The organism is Bradyrhizobium sp. 215_C5_N1_1, from assembly GCF_052075935.1.
Lineage (GTDB): Bacteria > Pseudomonadota > Alphaproteobacteria > Rhizobiales > Xanthobacteraceae > Bradyrhizobium > Bradyrhizobium barranii.
Map to the genome: position 1 here is coordinate 6,814,011 of NZ_CP197228.1, position 22,035 is coordinate 6,836,045.

The 22,035-nt window shown below is 64.7% G+C and carries 21 protein-coding genes; 10 read left to right on the forward strand and 11 right to left on the reverse strand.

The window, feature by feature from the left end:
* Positions 1-56: 56 nt before the first annotated feature.
* Both AB7G19_RS32645 and AB7G19_RS32650 read right to left on the reverse strand, forming a co-directional pair.
* Positions 57-1,019 (reverse strand): DnaJ C-terminal domain-containing protein, encoded by a 963-nt coding sequence (locus tag AB7G19_RS32645; protein ID WP_085401292.1) that lies wholly within the window; start codon positions 1,017-1,019, stop codon positions 57-59.
* Between the two features lie 110 nt (positions 1,020-1,129).
* On the reverse strand, positions 1,130-1,537 hold the full coding sequence (locus tag AB7G19_RS32650) for an RT0821/Lpp0805 family surface protein (RefSeq protein WP_028158074.1): 408 nt from the start codon (positions 1,535-1,537) through the stop codon (positions 1,130-1,132).
* Between the two features lie 113 nt (positions 1,538-1,650).
* Here AB7G19_RS32650 and pdxH point away from each other — a divergent pair, with 113 nt between their 5' ends.
* From pdxH to AB7G19_RS32665, 3 genes are read left to right on the forward strand one after another with little or no spacing between them, the layout of a single operon-like run.
* Positions 1,651-2,292 carry a pyridoxamine 5'-phosphate oxidase gene (gene pdxH / locus AB7G19_RS32655; protein WP_085401293.1) on the forward strand — a complete coding sequence of 214 codons (642 nt, stop codon included), beginning with the start codon at positions 1,651-1,653 and terminating at the stop codon, positions 2,290-2,292.
* A gap of 25 nt (positions 2,293-2,317) precedes the next feature.
* On the forward strand, positions 2,318-3,070 hold the full coding sequence (locus AB7G19_RS32660) for an SDR family NAD(P)-dependent oxidoreductase (protein WP_063984930.1): 753 nt from the start codon (positions 2,318-2,320) through the stop codon (positions 3,068-3,070).
* 17 nt (positions 3,071-3,087) lie between these two features.
* Positions 3,088-3,858: a class I SAM-dependent methyltransferase gene (locus AB7G19_RS32665; protein ID WP_085401294.1), complete on the forward strand. Its 771-nt coding sequence runs from the start codon at positions 3,088-3,090 to the stop codon at positions 3,856-3,858.
* A gap of 490 nt (positions 3,859-4,348) precedes the next feature.
* On the opposite strand, the gene AB7G19_RS32670 is transcribed toward AB7G19_RS32665, so the two are convergent.
* Positions 4,349-5,326 (reverse strand): magnesium transporter CorA family protein, encoded by a 978-nt coding sequence (locus AB7G19_RS32670; RefSeq protein WP_085401296.1) that lies wholly within the window; start codon positions 5,324-5,326, stop codon positions 4,349-4,351.
* Between the two features lie 337 nt (positions 5,327-5,663).
* Here AB7G19_RS32670 and AB7G19_RS32675 point away from each other — a divergent pair, with 337 nt between their 5' ends.
* Positions 5,664-6,350: a L,D-transpeptidase gene (locus AB7G19_RS32675; protein WP_063984933.1), complete on the forward strand. Its 687-nt coding sequence runs from the start codon at positions 5,664-5,666 to the stop codon at positions 6,348-6,350.
* 36 nt (positions 6,351-6,386) lie between these two features.
* Here AB7G19_RS32675 and AB7G19_RS32680 read toward each other — a convergent pair whose 3' ends face one another.
* On the reverse strand, positions 6,387-7,484 hold the full coding sequence (locus AB7G19_RS32680) for an extensin family protein (RefSeq protein WP_085401297.1): 1,098 nt from the start codon (positions 7,482-7,484) through the stop codon (positions 6,387-6,389).
* Positions 7,485-7,548: 64 nt separating this feature from the next.
* On the opposite strand from AB7G19_RS32680, the gene AB7G19_RS32685 reads away from it, so the two are divergent.
* The gene (locus tag AB7G19_RS32685; protein ID WP_063984935.1) at positions 7,549-9,177 is read left to right on the forward strand and encodes a fatty-acid--CoA ligase; all 1,629 of its coding nucleotides are present in this window, start codon (positions 7,549-7,551) and stop codon (positions 9,175-9,177) included.
* Between the two features lie 291 nt (positions 9,178-9,468).
* Entirely contained in the window at positions 9,469-10,323 is an 855-nt protein-coding gene (locus tag AB7G19_RS32690) for a DUF1499 domain-containing protein (protein WP_028148216.1), read from the forward strand.
* A gap of 53 nt (positions 10,324-10,376) precedes the next feature.
* On the opposite strand, the gene AB7G19_RS32695 is transcribed toward AB7G19_RS32690, so the two are convergent.
* The 4 genes from AB7G19_RS32695 to AB7G19_RS32710 all read right to left on the reverse strand — a co-directional run bounded on the left by AB7G19_RS32695 (position 10,377) and on the right by AB7G19_RS32710 (position 15,822).
* Entirely contained in the window at positions 10,377-11,300 is a 924-nt protein-coding gene (locus AB7G19_RS32695; protein ID WP_167768286.1) for an MBL fold metallo-hydrolase, read from the reverse strand.
* Positions 11,301-11,471: 171 nt separating this feature from the next.
* Positions 11,472-12,686 carry an acyl-CoA dehydrogenase gene (locus tag AB7G19_RS32700; protein ID WP_028148218.1) on the reverse strand — a complete coding sequence of 405 codons (1,215 nt, stop codon included), beginning with the start codon at positions 12,684-12,686 and terminating at the stop codon, positions 11,472-11,474.
* A gap of 138 nt (positions 12,687-12,824) precedes the next feature.
* Positions 12,825-13,901 (reverse strand): 3,4-dihydroxy-2-butanone-4-phosphate synthase, encoded by a 1,077-nt coding sequence (gene ribB, locus AB7G19_RS32705; protein ID WP_028148219.1) that lies wholly within the window; start codon positions 13,899-13,901, stop codon positions 12,825-12,827.
* 190 nt (positions 13,902-14,091) lie between these two features.
* Positions 14,092-15,822 (reverse strand): cation:proton antiporter, encoded by a 1,731-nt coding sequence (locus tag AB7G19_RS32710; protein WP_085401300.1) that lies wholly within the window; start codon positions 15,820-15,822, stop codon positions 14,092-14,094.
* A gap of 67 nt (positions 15,823-15,889) precedes the next feature.
* Here AB7G19_RS32710 and AB7G19_RS32715 point away from each other — a divergent pair, with 67 nt between their 5' ends.
* Together AB7G19_RS32715 and AB7G19_RS32720 are read left to right on the forward strand one after the other, a co-directional pair.
* On the forward strand, positions 15,890-16,417 hold the full coding sequence (locus tag AB7G19_RS32715; protein WP_085401301.1) for a DUF3124 domain-containing protein: 528 nt from the start codon (positions 15,890-15,892) through the stop codon (positions 16,415-16,417).
* 88 nt (positions 16,418-16,505) lie between these two features.
* Positions 16,506-17,738 (forward strand): aminotransferase-like domain-containing protein, encoded by a 1,233-nt coding sequence (locus AB7G19_RS32720; protein ID WP_028158083.1) that lies wholly within the window; start codon positions 16,506-16,508, stop codon positions 17,736-17,738.
* Positions 17,739-17,746: 8 nt separating this feature from the next.
* On the opposite strand, the gene AB7G19_RS32725 is transcribed toward AB7G19_RS32720, so the two are convergent.
* Entirely contained in the window at positions 17,747-18,019 is a 273-nt protein-coding gene (locus AB7G19_RS32725) for a helix-turn-helix domain-containing protein (RefSeq protein WP_135216540.1), read from the reverse strand.
* A gap of 156 nt (positions 18,020-18,175) precedes the next feature.
* Here AB7G19_RS32725 and AB7G19_RS32730 point away from each other — a divergent pair, with 156 nt between their 5' ends.
* Together AB7G19_RS32730 and AB7G19_RS32735 are read left to right on the forward strand one after the other, a co-directional pair.
* Positions 18,176-18,628, forward strand: a complete 453-nt coding sequence (locus AB7G19_RS32730) for a hypothetical protein (RefSeq protein ID WP_085401302.1) — start codon at positions 18,176-18,178, stop codon at positions 18,626-18,628.
* Positions 18,629-18,781: 153 nt separating this feature from the next.
* Positions 18,782-19,003 (forward strand): hypothetical protein, encoded by a 222-nt coding sequence (locus AB7G19_RS32735; protein WP_071917652.1) that lies wholly within the window; start codon positions 18,782-18,784, stop codon positions 19,001-19,003.
* 231 nt (positions 19,004-19,234) lie between these two features.
* Here the strand turns inward: AB7G19_RS32735 and AB7G19_RS32740 are convergent, their stop codons facing one another.
* Both AB7G19_RS32740 and AB7G19_RS32745 read right to left on the reverse strand, forming a co-directional pair.
* Positions 19,235-20,053, reverse strand: coding sequence for an aldo/keto reductase (locus tag AB7G19_RS32740; RefSeq protein WP_085401303.1), 819 nt, complete (start codon positions 20,051-20,053; stop codon positions 19,235-19,237).
* 304 nt (positions 20,054-20,357) lie between these two features.
* A complete protein-coding gene (locus AB7G19_RS32745; RefSeq protein WP_085401304.1) occupies positions 20,358-21,932 on the reverse strand; it encodes an alkaline phosphatase D family protein in 1,575 nt (524 codons plus the stop codon).
* Positions 21,933-22,035 lie beyond the last annotated feature (103 nt).

Genomic DNA, 22,035 nt, shown 5'->3' on the forward strand with positions numbered 1-22,035 from the left:
CTGAACGCCAAATGAACGCCTCGCGCTCACGCGGCCCCCCGGGTCCGGATCATGCCTTAGCCAAGCCCGCTACGTGGATTGTAGGGGTGTTGGTCCCGCCACTTCTCCATCAATGCCTCAAGCTCGGCGTCGTTCCCGTCCGGTAGCATAATCCTGATGGTAACGAAGAGATCCCCGGTTCCGCCGGCTTTTGGCAATCCCTTGCCCTTGAGGCGGAAGGTCCGGCCGCTGGAGGTGTTTTTCGGGACCGACAGTTCCACGGCATTGCCGAGGGTCGGCACGCGGACCTTGCCGCCGAGCACCGCCTCGTAGAGCGTGACCGGCAGGTCGATCCTGAGGTCGGCGCCCTCGATCTTGAAGTACGGGTGCGGCGCGATGCTGATCGTGATCAGGAGATCGCCCGGCGGATGGCCCTGAGCGCTCTCGCCCTGCCCCCGCAACCGGATCTGCTGGCCCTCGGTGACGCCGGCCGGAATCTTGACGTTGAGCTCCTTGCCCGTCGGCAACCGGACGCGCTTCTCGCCACCCTTGACCGATTCTTCCAGCGAGACTGACATCGCGACATTGACGTCGAGATCGAGGCCGATCCCGCCGGTGTCGAATTCGAACTGCCCGGCGCCGCCGGCCCCGGGCCGCGCACCACGCGTCCCGCCGAACATGCTGTTGAGGATGTCCTCGAACGCGCCGCCGCCCTGGCCCGGGCCCGCGCCGCCACTGCGGAACGTATAGCTTTCGAACCCGCCGGGACCCGCACGGCCGCGCGGCCCGCCGCCGCCCGGAAAACCCTGGAAGCGCGGCTTGCCGTCGGCGTCGATCTCGCCGCGGTCGAACTGCTTGCGCTTGTCCTCGTCGCCGATGATCTCGTTCGCCGAATTGATCTCGGAGAAGCGCTCGGCGGCCTTGGGGTCATCCTTGTTGCTGTCGGGATGGTGCTTCTTGGCAAGCTTGCGATAGGCGCTCTTGATCGCGGCAGCGTTGGCGCTCCGCGGCACCCCCAAGACCTCATAGGGGTCGCGCATCCGTCACGTCTCCTTCAAGAGAAATCGAATTGTTCAAAGGGCTCCCCGCCCCATCTGCTGGTCATGTGGGAGGCGAGTGGCATTTTTGCAACTAGCCGCAGAGCCGATTCCTAGCTCCGCCACGGCTTTAGCGTATGAATCTCCCAACGGCCACGGCTGCTTTGGCAGCCGGCGCCCTGGAGCCAGCTTTCGGTGCTGCCATTGACGTAGCTCGCCAGGAAGTCCCGGCACTTGCGGCCGTCCTCGGCGGCGTAGGACTGCGCGATCGGCGTCACCGAGCCACGCGCTCCGGTTTCCGGATTCTCCCAGTGCTGGCTGGAATCCTTGTCGCCCTTGCTCAGGACGTCGGAGGCGGCGTTACGGGCGAAGGCAAGATCGGTGTCGGTCGGCGGGGCGTCCTTTGCCGGCCGCGCGATCGAGCCGGTCAGGTCGCTGTCGTCGGCCTTGGCGTAGGCACTGGTGTCGTTGCGGGAAAAGCTGCAGCCGCCGGAGCCGAGCCCGATCAGAATCATTGTCATGACAAAGCCGGACGGCCGGATCGCCGATAGGCCAACGCGTCCCCATGCCCTATATAGGGCGGTAGCGGACAACAACGCGTTTTGGGCCGCGGGACGCAATTCGGACTCCGGACATGACCGACACGACCTCGATGAAACACCAGACACCCTTAACATCCGGTGATTTCACCGCCGCCGACGAACCGTTTGCGCTGTTCGAGGCCTGGCTGAACGAGGCGATCAAGAGCGAGCCGAACGATCCGAACGCCATGGCGCTCGCAACCGTCGACCCCGACGGGCTGCCAGACGTGCGCATGGTGCTGATGAAGGGCTTCGATGCCGACGGTTTCGTCTTCTACAGCCACATCGCGAGCCAGAAGGGCCGCGAACTCGCCGCAAATCCTAAGGCGGCGTTACTTTTTCACTGGAAGTCGCTGCGCCGTCAGGTCCGCATCCGCGGCAACGTGACGCCAGTGACCGACGCCGAGGCAGACGCTTACTTCGCCACCCGTCCCAAGCAGGCGCAGATCGGCGCCTGGGCGAGCAAGCAGTCCGAGGCGCTGGAAAGCCGCTTCGCCTTCGAACAGGCCATCGCAAAGGTCGCGGCCAAGCACATCATCGGCGAGGTGCCGCGGCCGCCGGGCTGGAGCGGCTGGCGCATCACGCCCTCGCGTATCGAGTTCTGGCACGACCGCCCGTTCCGCCTGCACGACCGTATCGAATTTCGCCGTGACGCGGCCGGCCAGCCATGGTCCAAGACGCGGATGTATCCCTGAGCTTAGGCCGACCTGAAAGATGTCCATGCCGCATTCGTCCAATGCGCCGCGCCGCACGCTGCTCCTGACCGGAGCGAGCCGCGGCATCGGCCACGCCACCGTGATCCGGTTCTCGTCGGCGGGCTGGCGCGTCATCACCTGCTCGCGGCATCCCTTCCCCGAGGACTGTCCGTGGGACGCCGGCCCCGAGGACCACATCCAGGTCGACCTCGGCAACCCCCTGGACACCGCGCGCGCGATCACCGACATCCGCAACCGGCTCGAAGGCGGCATGCTGCATGCGCTCGTCAACAACGCCGCGATCTCGCCGAAGGGTCCGGGCGGCTCGCGGCTTGGCTCGGTCGACACCGACCTCGACACCTGGACGCACGTCTTCCACGTCAATTTCTTTGCGCCGATCATGATCGCGCGGGGATTGATCGAGGAGTTGAAGGCGGCCAGGGGCTCGGTCGTGAACGTCACCTCGATCGCGGGCTCGCGCGTGCACCCCTTTGCGGGCGCCGCCTATGCCACATCGAAAGCCGCGCTTGCATCCCTGACGCGCGAAATGGCCTCCGATTTCGGCCGCGTCGGCGTCCGCGTCAACGCTATCGCGCCGGGCGAGATCGACACCTCGATCCTGTCGCCGGGCACCGAGAAGATCGTCGACCAGCAGATCCCGATGCACCGGCTCGGCACGCCCGACGAGGTCGCCAAGATCATCTACGTGCTGTGCACGGACACCAGCTCTTACGTCAACGGCGCCGAGATCCACATCAACGGCGGCCAGCACGTGTAAGGCCAGGCAGGCGAAGCATGGGCCGGTTCGCGAGCACTGCGTCACTCTACGAGCATTTGCGGCCGCCCTACCCGAGCGAATTCTTTCGCAGCGTCGCGCATAAGCTTGGTCTTACCAAACAGAGCAGCCTGATAGACCTCGGCACCGGACCCGGACTCCTGGCGCTCGGCTTCGGCCCCTATGTCGGCCGCATCGTCGGCGTCGACCCTGAACCTGCCATGCTCGATGCGGCGCGACGCGCGGCTGCGAGCGCAGGCCACGCACTCACGCTGATCGAAGGCAAGGTCGAGACGCTTAGCCCCGACATCGGCGCATTCGACGTCGCGACCATCGGCCGCGCGCTGCATTGGATGGATCGTGAGCCGACGCTTGCGCGGCTCGATCGACTGGTCGCGCGCGATGGGGCAATTCTGATCTGCGCCTCGTTCTCGGCCACCGACGGCAGCAACCCGTGGCTCGATGGCTACAACGACGTCCGCCGCCGCTGGTCACCGGCCAAGCTCTGGGAGGAGGCAGGCATGGGCACGCGCACCCATCGCGACTTGCCGGCGTTCTTTCGCGGCAGCGCCTTTCAGCCCACCGAGCTCGTCACGGTTGAGACCAGCCACACAATCAGTGTGCAGGACCTGACACGCCGCACCCTCACCTACTCGTCGTCATCGCCGGAAGCGCTTGGCGAAAATGCCGACGCGATGCTGCGCGACGTCGGGCAGCATCTCGCTCCCTTCAGTCGCGACGGCGCCATCGCCGAGACCGTCGTCTCGACGGCCCAGATCGTGAAGCGCTAGATGATTTTCCCGCTCGAAGGGCGGGAAGCAAGGCGATCCAGACAACGCCGCCGCAGGACCTGGATCGCCTTTACCCTTCCGTTCCTCAATCGACTCGAATCCGACGCGACCGATCGCGCAGCCGCGGAGCGGCCGTGCTGAACGCAGTCGAGCAGTCGTCGTCGTTCTCACCGTCGAGCAGCGGAGCACCACAGTGCCGGCACATGCGCGCCGACATCGACAACGCCTTGCCGCTCGCCAGGACCTGACGATAATTCGCCAGATCGATGACGTTGCGGGGCGACGTTATGTGTTTTTCAACCATGGCTGTTCCTCGCGGCTAACATGCTGCTTATCGCAGACAAGTTTCGCGCAAACGTTCAGCCCACCGCTCAAATTTTACCGGAGGAATTGGGGCGGCGGGCACACATCACGGCGCGGCCTCAATCCCGCTCTATTCTGCGACACCAACCACCGTGTCTCGTTGAACGGCGTAAGGTCTCGGTAGGTATCAAAGCCACTTCTTCCACTTGAAGAGCCAGTACGGGACGATCGCGGCGGCGAGCATCATCACCAGCGCCATCGGATAGCCGTGGACCCATTCGAGTTCCGGCATCGCCTTGAAATTCATGCCGTAGATCGAGGCGATCAGCGTCGGCGGCATCAGGACAACGGCCATGACCGAAAACAGCTTGATGATGTTGTTCTGCTCGAGATTGACGACGCCGAGCATGGCGTCGAGCACGAAGGTGATCTTGCTGGAGAGATAGGAGGCGTGGTCGGTCAGCGAGGCGACGTCGCGCTGCATGGTCTTGAGCTGCTCGCGCATGTCCTTCGACCATTTCACGCCCTCCACCACCGCGGAGAGGAAGGTGACGACGCGGCCGATCGACACCAGGCTTTCGCGAACCTTCGAGGTCAGATCGCCCTTGCGGCCGATCGAGATCAGGATCTGGGAATATTGCTTGGCGTGGCCGTGGCGCTCGCTCTCCGGCTCGAAGATGTCGTGCGAGACCTGGTCGATCTCGGCGCCGCAGCGCTCCAGGATGTCGGCGCAGCGGTCGATCACGGCGTCCAGCAGTTCCATCAGCACCATCTCGCCGGTGATCGCGGGCGTGCAGGACCGGGCCAGCTTGGCCTCGACCAGCGCAAACGGCTTGGGCTGGTCGTAGCGCACCGTCACCAGGCGATGATCGCCGAGAATGAAAGTCACAGCCGTGGTCCGGGGCATGTCGGTGTCGGACTGGCACATCAGCGTCGCCGTCATGTAGCGCGCGCTGTTCTCGATATAGAGCCGGCTGGAGATCTCGATCTCCTGCATGTCCTCCCGGGTCGGGATCGCAATACCGGAGAGCCGCTCCACCGCCTTGTCCTCAGCCGCGGTCGGGTTGACCAGGTCGATCCACACCGCATGCTCCGGAACCGCCGCGAGGTCTTCGACAACCGCTTTCTTGAGGGAGGAGTCGGAGGGAACGAACACAGAAAACATGCACAACTCCAGCAGGGGCCTGCGACAGACTGACAGCCCTTAGCGCGATTCTGACAAGTTCATGATGACAAGCACATTAACGGAGCGTTTGCATTTGTGGCGGCGCCGTGGCCCAACCGTGGCACGGAATCGACAGTCGGGCGTGCTTTGCCTAAAAACCAGCACAGGAGCGCAAAACTTGCGGCAAAAAAGCCACAGCTCGGCTCTTGCAGCGCGGGAAAAGGTCCGAAACGCTGGAATTGTGGCAGATTTCAACGATAATAGGGCCCAACGGAGTCGTGGTTTGGGCGCGTCTCAAGCCCCGCGAAAGCTAGTTGTTGTCGATTGGAATCAAATCATGTCGTCGCTGAAAGTTATGCTGGGTATTTTGGCCGCTGGCCTGATGCTGTCGGGCTGCATGCAGGCCACACATTTTGAAGCGACCGACACCAAGGCCTTCAAGCCGAAGGACAAGGAACTCCTCGCCAAGGTCCGGTACGAGAACACCCCCGTCGCCGAGCCGTTCCGCCGCGCCATCGTCGATTACCACCGCAAGGAATCGCCGGGCTCGATCGTGGTCGATTCCGACAACCATTACCTCTACTGGGTCATGGATGGCGGCAAGGCGATCCGCTACGGCATCACCGTCGGCGAAGAAGCCATGGCCTGGTCGGGCATTGCCAAGGTTGGCAGCATGACCGAGTGGCCGGCCTGGCATCCGACCCCAGGCGAGATTTCGCGACTGGGCGTGCCGACCTACGTTGCACCGGGTCCGGACAATCCGATGGGCTCCCGCGCGATGTATCTCTACTCCGGCGGCAAGGACACGCTGTTCCGCATTCACGGCACCAACCAGCCGGAATATATCGGCGCCTCGATCTCGTCGGGCTGCATCCGCCTAACCAACGAAGACGCGATCGACCTCTATGGCCGCGTCAAGGTCGGCACCATCGTCGTGGTGCTCGAGCCGAAGCATGGCGACTCGCCCTACAATTCGCGCCTCGCGCTCGGCGGCAGCCAGACGGGCCAGGCGGGCAGCTACTGATCGCCTCCTGCTCTCGGACATTCAAAAGCGCCGGTTTTACCGGCGCTTTTTTGTTGCCGGCTTGTGCGGCTCGGCTTTGGTGCCATCGGCGGCCGACTTGTCCGCCGGCGCAGGGGATTTCTGCGCCGGCTCGTCATCAGCTCCGTCCTTGGCCCCATCCTTGGCCTCAGGCCTGGCCGCGACCTCGCGCGGCGGCGCCTCCTCGGGCCGTCCCGCCGGCAGCAACGGGGCGACCTGCGGCAGGGGATCCCAGACGTTCCACTGACAGATCCGGTAGTCGTTGCGCCGCTGCGCCAGGTCGAGATGGATGTGGTCCTCGTGATACCAGTCCGAGCCCGGACCGAGCACGGTGGAAAAGCGCGCGCAGACTGAATGCAGCACGCGCTCGCGCACATCGCGCGGCATGCCGCGGTCGGTCAGGCCGATCGACCGCCCGTTGGCGAGCTTGATGGCGCGGACGTCGAGCGCGTTGGCCTTGCCGTGCTCGGACAGCATCGCGCCGGCGATGCGGTTACGGCCTCGGCATTCGAAACTGTCGAAATTGTCGAGATCGCTGATGGTCGAGCCGAGGCTCGCCGCCAGCGGCACCATGTCCTTGCGCACCCAATCGGCGATCGCGGAGGCCATGGTGCAGCGGAGGATCGCCGCCGGCTTGACCGCCACCTTGCGCTTGTCCGGCAGCACGATCGCCTCCAGCCGCACCAGATCCTCGCCGCCGCAGGCGCCGGGGCCGCGAATATCGGGAATGGACGGCGCGACGGCGATCTCCTCGGTCAAGGCGAGCCGGCAGACCGAGAGCTGCTTCTCGGGCGGCGGCGCGGCCTCGACGGGCTTGGTCGCGCTCGGCTTGTCTGCGGAAGGCTTCCCCTCTGCCTCCGGCGCGGCCTCGTCCGTTGCTTGGGGGGCCTCCTCCGGGCGGGGCTTTGGTAGCGGTATCCTGGCGGAGTGCACCTTCGCGCGCGGCCGTGGTGTACCAAGACCGAAGATATCCAGCGGCGTAGCATATTTTCGCGCTTCTGCCCGCTCCGCCAGCACAAGCGACAGCCCGAGCGCAGCGGTAACCATTGCCGCGCCTGCGGACATATAGCCGCGACAAGACCATTTGCGGCGAAAGTCCGGCAGGCTAAAACTCATGACAATTCTTTGGCCCAGCGCTGAGAGCTATAAAAAGTCCAGCCCACCTCGGAGGAATGTCTGAATGCTTGGTTTGATGCAAGATTGGCCCCTGCTCTGCCACCGGATCATCGAACACGCCGCCAAGATTCATGGCAAGCAGGAGGTCGTTACGCGATCGGTCGAGGGACCGATCCATCGCACCACCTACGGCGAAATCCACAAGCGGGCGCTCAAGGTCTCGCAGGTGCTGGAGCGAGACGGCATCAAGCTCGGCGACCGTGTCGCAACGATCGCCTGGAACACCTGGCGCCATCTCGAGGTCTGGTACGGCATCATGGGGATCGGCGCCATCTGCCATACCGTCAATCCCCGCCTTTTCCCCGAGCAGATCGCCTGGATCATCAACCATGCGCAGGACCGCATCGTGATGACCGACCTCACCTTCGTTCCGGTCCTGGAGAAGATCGCCGACAAGCTGCCAAGCGTGGAACGCTACGTCGTGCTCACCGACAAGGCGCATCTGCCTGAGACCACGCTGAAGAACGTGGTCGCCTACGAGGACTGGATCGCGGAGGCCGACGGCAAGTTCGAATGGAAGGACTTTGACGAGAACACGGCCGCCGCGATGTGCTACACATCCGGCACCACGGGCGATCCGAAGGGTGTCCTGTATTCGCATCGCTCCAACGTGCTGCACGCGCTGATGGCGAACAATGTCGATGCGCTCGGCACCAGCGCGTCCGAGACAATGCTGCCGGTGGTGCCGCTGTTCCATGCCAATAGCTGGGGCATCGCCTTCTCGGCCCCCTCGCAAGGCACCAAGCTGGTCATGCCCGGCGCCAAGCTCGACGGCGCCTCCGTCTACGAGCTGCTCTCGACCGAGAAGGTGACGCACACGGCGGGCGTGCCCACGGTGTGGCTGATGCTGCTGCAGCACATGGCCGCCAACAATCTGAAGCTGCCGGCTTTGAAGATGGTGATCTGCGGCGGCTCGGCGATGCCGCGCTCGATGATCAAGGCCTTCCTCGACATGGGCTCGAACGTGCGCCACGCCTGGGGCATGACCGAGATGAGCCCGATCGGCAGCGTCGCGGCGCTGAAGCCGCCGTTCCAGAATGCGACCGGTGAGGCGCGGCTCGACGTGCTTCAGATGCAGGGCTATGCGCCCTTTGCGGTGGAGATGAAGATCACCGACGATGCCGGCAAGGAGCTGCCCTGGGACGGCAAGACCTTCGGCCGTCTCAAGGTCTCCGGCCCCGCCGTTGCCAAGGCCTATTACCGTGTCGACAGCAACATCCTCGACGAGGAAGGCTTCTTCGACACCGGTGACGTCGCGACCATCGACGAGGCCGGCTACATGCGGATCACCGACCGCTCCAAGGACGTGATCAAGTCCGGCGGCGAGTGGATCTCCTCGATCGACCTCGAAAACCTCGCGGTCGGCCATCCCGCCGTGGCGGAGGCCGCCGTCATCGGCATCTATCATCCCAAATGGGACGAGCGGCCGCTGCTGATCGTGCAGCTCAAGCAGGGCCAGCAGGCCAGCCGCGAGGACATCCTGAAGTTCATGGACGGCAAGATCGCCAAATGGTGGATGCCCGACGACGTCGCCTTCGTCGAAGGCATTCCGCACACCGCGACCGGCAAGATCCTGAAGACCGCACTACGCGACCAGTTCAAGGATTACCGTTTCCCGAACGCGGCGGCGTAACCCTCGGTACCGCCCTCCCCTGGAGGGCGTGAGCGCTCGACGCATTGAAGCCTCCATAACGACATGGCCGGGCCTGTCCCGGCCATCCACGCCTTGCCCCGCGGCACGGAGAACGTGGATGCCCGGGCATAGGCGAGTGGAAGCGACGCCGTCCTTCGGACGGCTATGCCCGGGCATGACGGTCTGGGCGCATGCGGAACCCTTGAATTTGCCCCCGGGCCGTGGTCTCAACGGCCCATCGTCGCGCCAAATCGGCCGACATCGCCCAAAACCCCGGCAGAGCTTCACCCGATGGCCCGCAGGTTTTCCGCTCCCTATCAGTCGGAGCCCGTGTCCAGCCTCGCGAGCTGGGCGCGTAATCTGGCCGTGTTCGCGGTGGTGGCGGTGGTGGTCTCGATCATCATCGTCCGCTTCGACTTCCTGGAGATGAAACCGGCGCTGATGACGTTCTTCGGCGGGCTCGCGATCGCCGGCCTCTCGATCCTGTTTGGGCTCGCGGGCTTTGCCGCGATCTGGCAGAACGGCTCGCGCGGCATGGGGCGCATCCTGCTCGCCTTCCTCATCAACGGCGCGATCCTCGCTTATCCCGCTTATCTCGCCCTGCAATACCGCAAGCTGCCGCCGATCTACGACATCACCACCAACCCGATCGACCCGCCGCGCTTCGACGCGCTCGCGCACCTGCGCACCGGCGATGGCACCAACACCGCGGTCTATGCCGGCCTCTATTCGGCCGAGCAGCAGCGCCAGTTCTACCCGGACATCGAGCCGATCGAGCTGGAGATCCCGGTCGATCGGGCCTATGCGATCGCGCGCCAGCTCGTCATCAAGCGCAAATGGCTCGTCATCGACGAGCGCGAGCCGCAGCCACCGCGCCGTATCGGCCGCATCGAGGCGGTGGCACGGACGCCGATCATGGGGTTCCGCGAGGACATCTCGATCCGGGTCGTGCCCGATGGTGACGATTCCCGCGTCGATATCCGCTCGGCGTCGCGCTATTTCGACAGTGATCTCGGCAGCAACGCCGCGCGCGTCAAAAAATTCATCGACGATCTCAACACCGCCGCCGACGCCGACGCGCTGAAACCGGTGAAGAAGACGCCGGTCGCGCCACCGAAGGCACCGGCGAAGACGGTGAAGAAGTAGCCCCGCTGTCATTCCAGGACGATGCGCAGCATCCAGCCCGGAATGACGAGAAGCTAGGCCCCCGCCATTCGATACGTACCGCCGATCACGGGATCGCCATCCGTCGCCACCACGCCGCGCGCGACCAGATCTTCCAGATGCGCCAGGACCGAATAGCCGGCGGCCGTCGTCAGCCTGGGATCGATGCCGATATAGATCGCGCGCACCATGGTCGGGATATCGGCCTCGCCCTTGGCCAGGCGGTGCAGGATCGAGGCTTCGCGCGCCTTGCGGTGGCGGATCAGGAAGCGCACGAAGCGCTGGCCGTCCGGGATCTCCGGGCCGTGGCCGGAGAAATACAGATCCTCCTCGCGCGCGGCGAGGCGGTCGAGCGACTCCATGTAGTCGATCATCGAGCCGTCGGGTGGCGCCACGATCGACGTCGACCAGCCCATCACGTGATCGCCGACGAAGTTGAATTTCCGTTCGGGCCAGGCGAAGGCGAGATGATTGGCGGTGTGGCCGGGCGTCGCCACGGCCTCCAGACGCCAGCCGGCACCCTCGACGACGTCGCCATGGGCGATCCTGATATCGGGCGCGAAATCGCGGTCGGCGCCGGACTCCGGATTGTGCTTCTCGCTCTCGAAGCGCGGGCGCGAGGCACGGTGCGGGCCCTCGGCATAGACGGGCGCGCCGGTCGCCTGCTTGATCCGCGCGGTGTTCGGCGAATGGTCGCGATGGGTGTGGGTGACGAAGATATGGCTCACCGTCTCGCCCCTGACGGCATCGAGCAGCGCCGCCGCGTGCGCCTCGTCGTTCGGACCGGGATCGATGATCGCGACGTTGCCTTGGCCTACGATGTAGCTGACCGTGCCGGTGAAGGTGAACGGGCTCGGATTGTTACAGAGCACGCGCCGCACGCCGGGACGGACTTCCTCGACGACACCGGCCCTGAGCGGAAAGTTGCGGTTGAACGGGATGTCGTCGTTGTCGGACATGGGACTTCCTGTGCACTGCAGCCCCAACCCTCGCCGTCATACCCCGCGAAAGCGGGGTATCCAGTACGCCGCGGCGCCTGAGGCGAAGGCGAGGTCTCTGGGATACTGGATCGCCCGCCTTCGCGGGCGATGACAGCGGAGCAAACTAGCCGCGGCCGAAGAACGCTGCGACTAGAAAAACGCCTGGATGCCCGTGATCGCACGTCCCAGGATCAGGGCGTGGACGTCGTGAGTCCCCTCGTAGGTGTTGACGGTCTCGAGGTTATGGACGTGGCGCATCACGTGGTACTCGGCCGAGATGCCGTTGCCACCGTGCATGTCTCGCGCGACGCGGGCGATATCGAGGGCCTTGCCGCAATTGTTGCGCTTCATGATCGAGATCATCTCGGGGGCAAACTTGCCCTCGTCCATCAGACGGCCGACGCGAAGCGAACCCTGGAGGCCCAGCGCGATCTCGGTTTCCATGTCCGCCAGCTTCTTCTGCACGAGCTGGGTCGCGGCGAGCGGCTTGCCGAACTGCTTGCGGTCGAGCGTGTACTGGCGGGCGCGGTGCATGCAGTCCTCGGCGGCGCCGAGCGCGCCCCAGGAGATGCCGTAGCGGGCGCGGTTGAGGCAGCCGAACGGGCCCTTGAGGCCGGACACGTTGGGCAGCAGCGCGTCCTCGGGAACCACGACGCCGTCCATCACGACCTCACCGGTGATCGAGGCGCGCAGGGACAGCTTGCCGCCGATCTTCGGCGCGGAGAGGCCCTTCATGCCCTTTTCCAGCACGAAGCCGCGGATCTGGTTGTCGTGCTCGGCCGACTTGGCCCAGACCACGAACACGTCGGCGATCGGCGCGTTCGAGATCCACATCTTGCTGCCGGTCAGGCGATAGCCATCCGAGACCTTCTCGGCGCGGGTCTTCATGCCGGCCGGATCGGAGCCGGCGTCGGGCTCGGTGAGACCGAAGCAGCCGACCCACTCGCCGCTGGCGAGCTTCGGCAGGTACTTCTTGCGCTGGTTCTCGTCGCCATAGGCGTAGATCGGGTACATCACCAGCGAGGACTGCACCGAGTTCATCGAACGATAGCCGGAATCGACCCGCTCGATCTCGCGCGCGACGAGGCCGTAGGCGACGTAGCTCGCATTGGCACAGCCATATTCCTCAGGCAGCGTAATGCCGATCAGGCCGAGCTCGCCCATCTCGTTGAAGATCTCGCGGTCGGTCTTCTCCTCGAGATACGCCTTGGTGACGCGCGGCAGCAGCTTGTCCTGAGCATAGGCGCGCGCGGTGTCGCGCACCATCCGCTCGTCTTCGGTGAGCTGCTCGTCGAGCAGGAACGGATCGTCCCATTGGAAAGAAGCCGCAGCCGGCTTGTCCTTGGTCTGAGGGCGCACGCTCATGAAACGTCCTTTCGTCTGGTTCCGTCAAAATTTGCCCGACAAAGTAAAGCGCCGCGGCAACAAGTGCAATTGCGTTGCAGATGGATGGCTCTGCGTGGACCCCGGGGATGCGCAGCGCGCGCCCCCGGAATGACAGCGCTAGCTTTCAAGCTGCTCGTTGGCAACGATCTCGATGCCGAAGCCTGACAGGCCCTTGTAGTCGTGCACCGACGAGGTGAGGTGGCGGATCGAGGTGACGCCGAGATCGCGCAGGATCTGCGCGCCGACACCGACCTCGCGCCACTGGCGGTTGCGGTCCGCCTCGCTCGCGCTCTCATCGGGTAGCGGGGCAACGGGGACACCGGCGGCTCCGTCACGCAGGTAAACCAAGACGCCACGGCCGGACTTCTTGAAGTGCTCGAGCACTGCCGCCATGCGCTTATGGCCGGTGAAGATGTCCTTGACGATGTTGGGCTTGTGGAAGCGCGTCAGCACGTTCTTGCCGTCGCCGACGCCGTTATAGACGAACGCGACGTGGGCGATGGAATCGAACGGCGAGCGGTAGGCATAGCCCTGAAGCGGCCCGATCGGGCTGTCGGTGACGAAGGTCGAGACCCGCTCGATCAGCTTCTCGCGCACCTGGCGGTAGGCGATCATGTCGGCGATGGTGACATGCTTGAGCTTGTGCTGGGCCGCAAAGCGGGCGACCTGCTCGCCCTTCATCACGCTGCCGTCGTCGTTCATGAGTTCGCTGATGACGCCGACCGGCGGCAGGCCGGAGAGCTTGCACAGGTCGACCGCGGCCTCGGTATGGCCGGAGCGCAAGAGCACGCCGCCGTCCTTGGCAATCAGCGGGAAGATGTGGCCCGGGCGGGCAAAATCGTTGGCGCCGACATTGGGATTGGACAGCGCGCGGCAGCACGAGGCGCGCTCTTCGGCCGAGATGCCGGTGCCGCCGTCGGGCTTGTAGTCGATCGAGACCGTGAATGCGGTGGTGTGCGCGGAATCGTTGTGGGCCACCATCGGATCGAGCCGGAGGCGGCGCGCGTCCTCGGTGGTCACCGGCGCGCAGACGATGCCGGAGGTATGGCGGATGATGAACGCCATCTTCTCGGCGGTACAGAGCGAGGCGGCGACGATCAGATCGCCCTCGCCCTCGCGGTCCTCGTCGTCGGTGACGACCACGAGCTCACCCCGGGCAAAGGCCTGCAAGACTTCCTGAACGTTATCGGGCATTTCCCAATCTCTATCGGTTATGGCCGGGAGGCTTCGCCGGACGCCTTAGCCGGACTTGGCCCCAAGCGCTAGTGTCCTGGACGCAACCGCATATGCCTGATGGCGGGCCGGCCCGCGGGTCTAAGGCTTGCACCGAAGATACCAGGGATATAGGCGCACACGGCCCGGACGGAAAGCGGCCGCGCCGCCTTCAGGGCAGCACTTCGCGCCGCTCGCCGAGCCGGACATCGAGCTCGGCCCGCTTGTCGGCCAGCAGGCCAGCCTGGGCCGCTTCGATCACGGTAAACAGCTCATGAGCGTCGCTGAGCCGGGTCACCGTGACGTAGCTGGCGCCGGCCGCGTAGAGCTCGCTCACATCCGACAAAAGATCGGCCGTGGCCACGATCATGGCGGTCGGGTTGAGGGTACGGACGTGGCGGACCAGCTTCTCGTTGCTGGCGCCCTTGAGAAGGGCGTCCGGCACGCTGAGGATGATCATCTCGGACTTGCCGACGCCGGCATGGAGCAGCGTGTCGGCGCTGCTGATGTCACCATAGATCACGTGCAGGCCGCGCGACAGCAGCGTCTTGTACACATTGGGATTGAAGTCGATCACGGTGATCTGCTCGAGCAGCACCGGCGCCTGCCGTTCGATCTCGGCCAGCAGCGCGCTCGCCGCACGGAAAAAGCCGAGGATGACGATGCGGCGGGCCTCGCCGTGGCCGCCCTCGTGCCCCTCCTCGGCGTGGCCGTTGCCATGGTCGAGGTCGCGCAGGCCGATCCGCTTCAGGGGGCCGATCGCCCAGCGGGTGATCTCGTCGCTGCGGGTCATCACGAAGGTCGAGAGCACCGCCAGCACCACGAAGGCAAAGGAGGCCGCATTCGCCGTTTCGGCCGCGATATGATGGTCGGCGACGCCGGTCTGGATCACCACCAGCGAGAACTCGGAGATCTGCGCGAGGTTAAGGGCCGGCAACAGGCTGGCGCGCAGGCCCTGCTTCATCAGGTAGAGCGGGGCGAAGGTGGTGACGAGGCGGCTCACCACCGTGAACGCCGCGATCATCAAGGCAAGCCCGATCACGGAGAGGCCCGGCACGGGAATGGTCATGCCGAGCGCGACAAAGAACAGCGTGATGAAGAAGTCGCGGAGCGTGGTGACCTTGGCGGTGACGTCGAGGGCGTAAGGGAAGGTCGACAGCGAGACGCCGGCGATCAGCGCACCCATCTCGCGCGACAGTGAGAGCCGCTCCGCGGTCTCGGCGACGAGGAAGCACCAGGCGAGCGCGCCAAGCAGGATCAACTCGGGGCGACGGGCAATCTGATGGAATAGGCGCGGCAGCACATAGCGGCTGACCAGCAGTGCGGCAGCGACCAGCACCGCGACACGGCCGATCGACAGCAGGATGACGCTGACCTCGAGATTGGCGAGGCTCGGCTGCACCGCCAGGAACAGGATGGCGAAGATGTCCTGGAGCACCAGCACACCGAGCGTGATGCGGCCGGGCAGCGTGTCGAGCTCGCGCTTCTCGTAGAGCACCTTGACGATGATCACGGTGCTCGACAGCGCGCAGGCGACGCAGAGATAGACCGCATCGAAATGCCCACCGCCGAGCGACAAGCCGATGCCGACGAAGAACAGCACCCCGAGCAGGCAGCCGCCGATGAGCTGGCCGCCCGCCGCGAACAGGATCACCTTTCCCGCCCGCACGATTTTCTTCAGGTCGATCTCGAGCCCGATCATGAACAGCATGAAGATCAGGCCGAGCTCGGAGATGACGCTGATCGATTCCTGCGATTTGACCCAGCCGGCACCGAATGGACCTATGCAGAAGCCGGCGATAAGGTAGGCCAGGATCAGCGGCTGCCGGGAGAAATGGGCGAGCAGGCCCAGCATCCAGGCAAACAGAATACAGAGAGTGATGTCGCGAATGAGTTCGTGCATACCAAATTGGTCCGTTTTGCCGCACCCTAGGGCCAGGTTGCGGCGCGGCAAGCGAGCAATTCGTCACATGCGAGCAGGGCTTTTCGCAGCAATGCTGCTATGTCCCCTCGCCTCTGCCGCGCCCGCAGCCGCGCAATCCAAGGTCAATATCGAACAAAACTTTGCCGATTCGCTCACCACACTGCCGAAGGAGGAACTCGCCGTCTCCGGCGGGTTCTATGTGCCCGCCTATTCCAGCGTTGCGATGAGCCAGGGCAAACTACGTGTCGACTTCTCGGTGACGCTGAGCGTTCACAACGCCTCCGAGACCCAGCCGCTGATCGTCAAACGCATCGCCTATTTCGACACCGCAGGCAAGCAGGTCGAGACCTACCTGAAGGGCCAGGTGGCGCTGAAGCCTCTGGCCACCGTCTCGATCTTCATTCCGACCGACGATGTGCGCGGGGGGACCGGGGCCAATTTCCTTGTCGACTGGGCCGCAACAGGCGAGATCGCCGAGCCCGTGGTCGAGGCCTTGATGGTTGGCGGCGTCGCCAATGCGCATTACGCTTTCATCAGCCAGGGCCGTCCGACCCGGACGGCCACAAAGAAGTAGAGGCCGTCCGACGAGGACGGCCGGCAAGAAGTAAGGCACGCCGGCGCAAGGCCGGTCGCTCAACAAGAACAAAACGAGGAACGCTCCCATGACGTCCAGCTTCGATTTCGCGCCCCTGTTTCCCGCAGGGCTGCCGGCCCCTTCCGCGCGCTGGACGGGCCTCGCCAAGTACAGTTTTGTCGGTGGCAACAACGACTCCGAGCAGTTGCCGCTCGACGGCCTGATCGAGGCGACCAATTCCGCCTTGCAAAAGGAAGGCCGCTCGCTCGCGACCTACGGCCTGGCGCACGGGCCGCAGGGCTATTTGCCCTTGCGCGAATTCCTGGTGACAAAACTGAAGCGCGACGCCGGCATCAACTGCACCGTCGACGACCTCCTGATCGTCTCCGGCTCGCTCCAGGCGCTCGACCTCGTCAACGCAACGCTGCTGACACGCGGCGATACCGTGATCTTCGAGCAGGACAGCTATCAGGGCTCGTTGACCCGCCTGGCGCGGCTCGGGGTCAACGTCGTCGGCATCCCCCTCGACAAGGACGGCATGCGTATGGATGTGCTGGCCTCGACGCTGGCCGATTTGAAGAGCCGCGGCATCCGGCCCAAGTACATTTACACCATCCCGACCGTGCAGAATCCCACCGGCAGCATCATGCCGGAGAGCCGCCGCGCTGAACTGGTACGGCTCGCGGCCGAATATGGCGTGCCCATCTTCGAGGACGATTGCTACGCCGATCTCGTCTGGTCGGGACAGCGACCGCCGGCGATCCACGCGATGAGCCCGAACGGCGGCGTGATCCATATCGGCTCGTTCTCGAAATCGATCGCACCGGCGCTGCGCGTCGGCTTCATCGTCGCGCCCTGGGATGTGATGTCGCGGATGCTGGCGCTGAAGACGGATGCAGGCTCAGGCGCGCTGGAGCAGATGGTGCTGGCCGCCTATTGCAAGCCGCACTTTTCGACCCACGTACCGGCACTGACGAAGGCGCTGCGCACCAAGCTCGATACGCTGATGGAGGCGCTGAACGAGCAGTTCGGGACGGCGGCCGAGTTCGAGGAGCCCAAGGGCGGCATCTTCCTGTGGGTCAAGCTGCCCGACCAGGTCGATACGCTGAAACTCTATCAGGCCGCGCTCGCCGCCGGAGTCTCGATCAATCCGGGGCCGGAATGGTCGACCAACAAGCCCCATTCCTCCTCGCGGCTCAGGCTGTGCTTTGCGAGCCCCTCGCATCAGCAGATCCGTGAGGGCGTCGCCGTGCTGGCCGAGGTCTGCCGCAAGGAGTTCGGCGTGCCGGCCCGCAGCGCCAACGTGGAGAAGCGCGCCTAAGGCTCGCTCTAGGCCACCTGAGGCTGGCTGCCGTGGATCGCGGAGGCCAGCCGCAGCAGCAGCACGATCGAGACGTTGCCCTTGCCGGCCTCGATCTGGGCGATGTAGCGCTCGGAAATCCCGGAGCGGCGGGCCAGCTCCCGGCGCGACATCTCGCACCGCGCGCGCGAGGACCTCAAGCGCTCGCCCAGCTCGGCCAGGAACGCGGTCTCGGAATAAGGCGGCACGGCACAGCTCCCCGGCAGTACCTCGCCCGCGAAATCCACGACTTGATTCAGCATCGGTCTCACCAACTTCGCCTTCGGGAGCGCCATCCTACCCTTGATACGACCGGCCTCATTGACGCGGATCAAATTCGCGCGCGATTGCCAGCTCGCGTGGACGATCGCGCGCGGGATGCTACACTTGGACTTGTTCGAGGCGGGGTTTTTCAGGACATGACGCGTTGTCTGGGCTGCTGGATCGCGGCGGCGATGCTGTGGATTGCGTTCACGCCAGCGGCCGGCGCCGAGACGCTTGCGGCGACGGTCGAGCAATGGGGCCTGCTGGGCTCGTGGGCAGTCGATTGCGCGGCCCGGCCGGACCGCGACAAGGGCTCGCTGTTGACTTACGAGATCAGGAAGGACGGCCGGGTGATGTACCGGCGCGATTTCGGCGAGGCCAGGGACGAGAACGAAGTGGTGTCCGCCACGGTCGAAGCCGAGGGCCTGCTCAATGTGATGGTTTACTTCCCCTCGCTGCACCAGGCGCGTGAATTCGGGCTGCTGCTGGCGAAGGATGGCAGCCTGCGCGCGATCTACAATCGCAGCGAGCGCGGTGTGTACACGATCAGGGACGGCAAATACGTCGCGACAGGCGCGCCGACACCTTCACAGCAACGCTGCGATTGAGCATCACGTTTGAGCATGATCGCTCGGAAAGCCGCTTCGCACTTTTCCGAATCGTGCTCTGTCTGAACATCCATTCAGAATTCTCTTCCAGTTCCTCCGGAACGTTCGCACACATGCGCCGTTCTCATGTGCATTGCATTGGAGGAGGACATCTTGAAGAAGCTTGGTTATGTGGTTGCGGCTCTCGGCGCGCTCGCGATCGTTGCACCGACGATGGCGAATGCCGAAACGGTGGTGATCAAGAACGGCTACCATCATGGCTACGGCGCCCGCGCCGAAATGCGCGAGCATCGCGACCACGGCTGGCATCGCGGCTGGCACCATCACGACCGGGTCGTCGTGGTCAAGCGCGGTCACCGTCACCATTGGGATTGATGCGTAACACATCATGGAAATGGCCCCTCGCGGGGCCATTTCTTTGCGCTCTTTCTTCCTTCTCCCCTTGTGGGAGAAGGTGGCGCGAAGCGCCGGATGAGGGGTTGCTTCAGCGCATTCAATGAGAATTGGACTCGCGGATGGAGACCCCTCACCCGTCTCGCCGCTACGCGGCGAGCCACCCTCTCCCGCAAGGGGAGAGGGTAAGGGCGGTGCGTTCAGCGTCGAGTTTTAATCCCACACCGGCGCAAAGCCTGGATTGACGCAACGCCTGTCCTTGGGCAACGCCGCGATCTTCTTGCGGTCGGCATCGTCGAGCGTGATCTTCAGCGCATCGAGATTGGCCTGCTGGCTCTCGCGGCGCGAGGCCTTCGGGATCGCAGCGACACCGTTCTGGTCGAGCAGCCACTTCAGCGCGACCTGCGCGGCGGTCGCGTTGTGCCTGGCGCCGATCTCGGCCAACGCCGGATCTGACGCGATGCGTCCTTGCGCGAGCGGGCAATAGGCGACCAGCGGGATCGATTTGGCGTTGAGATAGGCCAGCACCTTCGATTGATCGAGCATGGCGTGATATTCGATCTGGTTGCAGGCGATCGGCGCCTTGATGTCCTCGACCGCGATCTTGAGCAGCGCCGTGGTGAAATTGGCAACGCCGATCGCCCGCGTACGCCCTTCCTCCTTCAGCTTCATCAGGGTCTCGAACACCGCGCCCCAGTTCGCGGATTTCGACGGCCAGTGCACGAGGTAGAGATCGACATGGTCGAGCCGGAGCTTGGTCAGGCTGGCGTCGAAGGCGCGGCGGATCGCATCGGGGCTGAGATTCTCGTGCCAGACCTTGGTCGTGACATGCAGCTCGCCGCGCGGCAGCCGGGCCGCGGCGAGCGCGGCACCGATCGGCTCTTCATTGGCGTACATCTCGGCGGTGTCGATGTGGCGATAGCCGATCGACAGCGCGCTCTCCACCGCCGCGCGGCAGGCATCGCCCTGCATGCGGAAAGTGCCGAGGCCGAGCTTGGGCATGCTGATGCCCTGTGTCTTCAGATGATCCATGAGCTAACTCCTGACGTATTTCAGCCGCCGAACACGCGGTGGGGCCGCAAGGGCAGACTCTTCGGTGATGGAAAAGAAGTGGCGGGAATGGAGACTATAGCGCAGGAGACGCGAGGCGGCCAATCAAGATCGGGTTAGTGCTGGGATGCGCGATCCGTCCCCACCGTCATGCCCGGGCATAGCCGTCCGAAGGACGGCGTCGCTTCCGCTCGCCTATGCCCGGGCATCGACGTTCTCAGGGCCGAGCAGCAGGGCGTGGATGGCCGGGTCAAGCCCGGCCATGACGACGGAGAGAGTTGCCCACTCACGAATGCTGCGCGACCACGGCCGGGCGCGCCTGCGGCTGCGGCACGATGTCGACCGACCAGAGGTCGCGGTTGTCGACGTCTTTCAAGGTCACGGTCATCACGCCGCTCGCACCGTCGATATCGACCCTGCCGAAGAACTGCAGGCCGAAGCACGGCGCGAGGTTCTCCCCCTGCGCCTCGCTGCAGCCGTTCTGGTACATCGCGACCGGGCCAAACGTATTGTCGAGCTCGCCCGGACCCCAGGTGCCGGCATGGAGCGGGCCGGAGACGAACTCCCAGAACGGCTCAAAATCCTGGAATTGCGCCTTGTTCGGATCGTAATAATGCGCGGCGGTGTAGTGCATGTCGGCGGTGAGCCAGACGATGTTGCGGATGCCGGCGCGCTTGATGGAGCTGAGGAGGTCGGCAATTTCATGCTCACGCCGATCGGGCGCTCCATTGCCGAGCGCGACGGCATCGAGACTGACGAGGCCGATCGGCAGGTCGGCCGCGATCACCTTCCAGGTCGCACGCGAAGCGGCAAGCTCCCGCTTCAGCCAGGCGAGCTGCTCGGCACCGAGAATCCAGCCGCGATGGTCCTCGCCCTTGTTCCAACTGTCGTCACGGTAGCTGCGCATGTCGATCATGAAGACGTCGAGCAGCGGACCGTAAGCGATCTTGCGATAGACGCGGCCCTGTCGCGCGCCGACGTCGCGGATCGGCATGAAATCGAAGAAGGCACGGCGGGCGCGCGCGACCAGGCGCGGCGTGCCGTCGTCCTCATAGCCGGCGTCGTCATAGCTGCCGGTCGGCGACCAGTCGTTGGTGACCTCGTGGTCGTCCCACTGTGCGAACATCGGCACCTCCGCATGGAACGCGCGAAAATGCTCGTCGAGATGGTTGTATTTGTAGTTGCCGCGGAATTGCGCCAGCGTGTGCGCGGCCTCGGCTTTTTCCTCGGTCACCAGATTGCGCCAGGTCTCGCCGTTCGGCAGCTTCTGCTCAGAGGGAATCGTGCAGTCGGCGTAGATGTGATCGCCGGAGTGGATGAAGAAGTCCGGGCGATTGTCGAGCATGGTGCGATAGCTGCGATAGCCGCCGCGCGAGATGTCGATGCCCCAGCCCTGCCCCGCGACGTCGCCTGACCACACGAACGAGATCGATTGCCCTGCGGCCGGCGCTGTGCGGAAATGGCCGACGCGGCTTTCGCCGGCAATGCCGGTGGCGATGTCGTCGAAGCGCACGCGATAGAAGATGTCCTGCCCGGACGGCAGATCGTTCAGCAGCAGTTTTGCGGTGAAGTCGGCATCGGGCAGCGCGTCGCGCGAAGCTGACGCCATGATCGTCTTGAAACTCTCGACGGTCGCGCATTCCACCTGCATCCGCGCGGGCCGGTCGGCGCGCGCCCAGATCACGGCGGAGCCATCCGAGACATCGCCGGACTGAATGCCACCCGCGATCTGCGGGCGATCGGCGGCGCGGCTGATGGATGGCTTTGCGAGTGTGCCGAGCGCGGCAACGGCGAGGCTTGAAGTCGAGCGGACCAGGAACTGCCGCCGGGTCCATGCGCGCGAGGCGCGGAGCGTTGCCATTCAGGAAACCTTCGTCGAATCACGACGGAAGGTGCCTGCGCTCCTTGACTCCTATCCTGACGGTTTCTTGACTCCGCGCCTACGGTTTTGCGACGCCCGGATG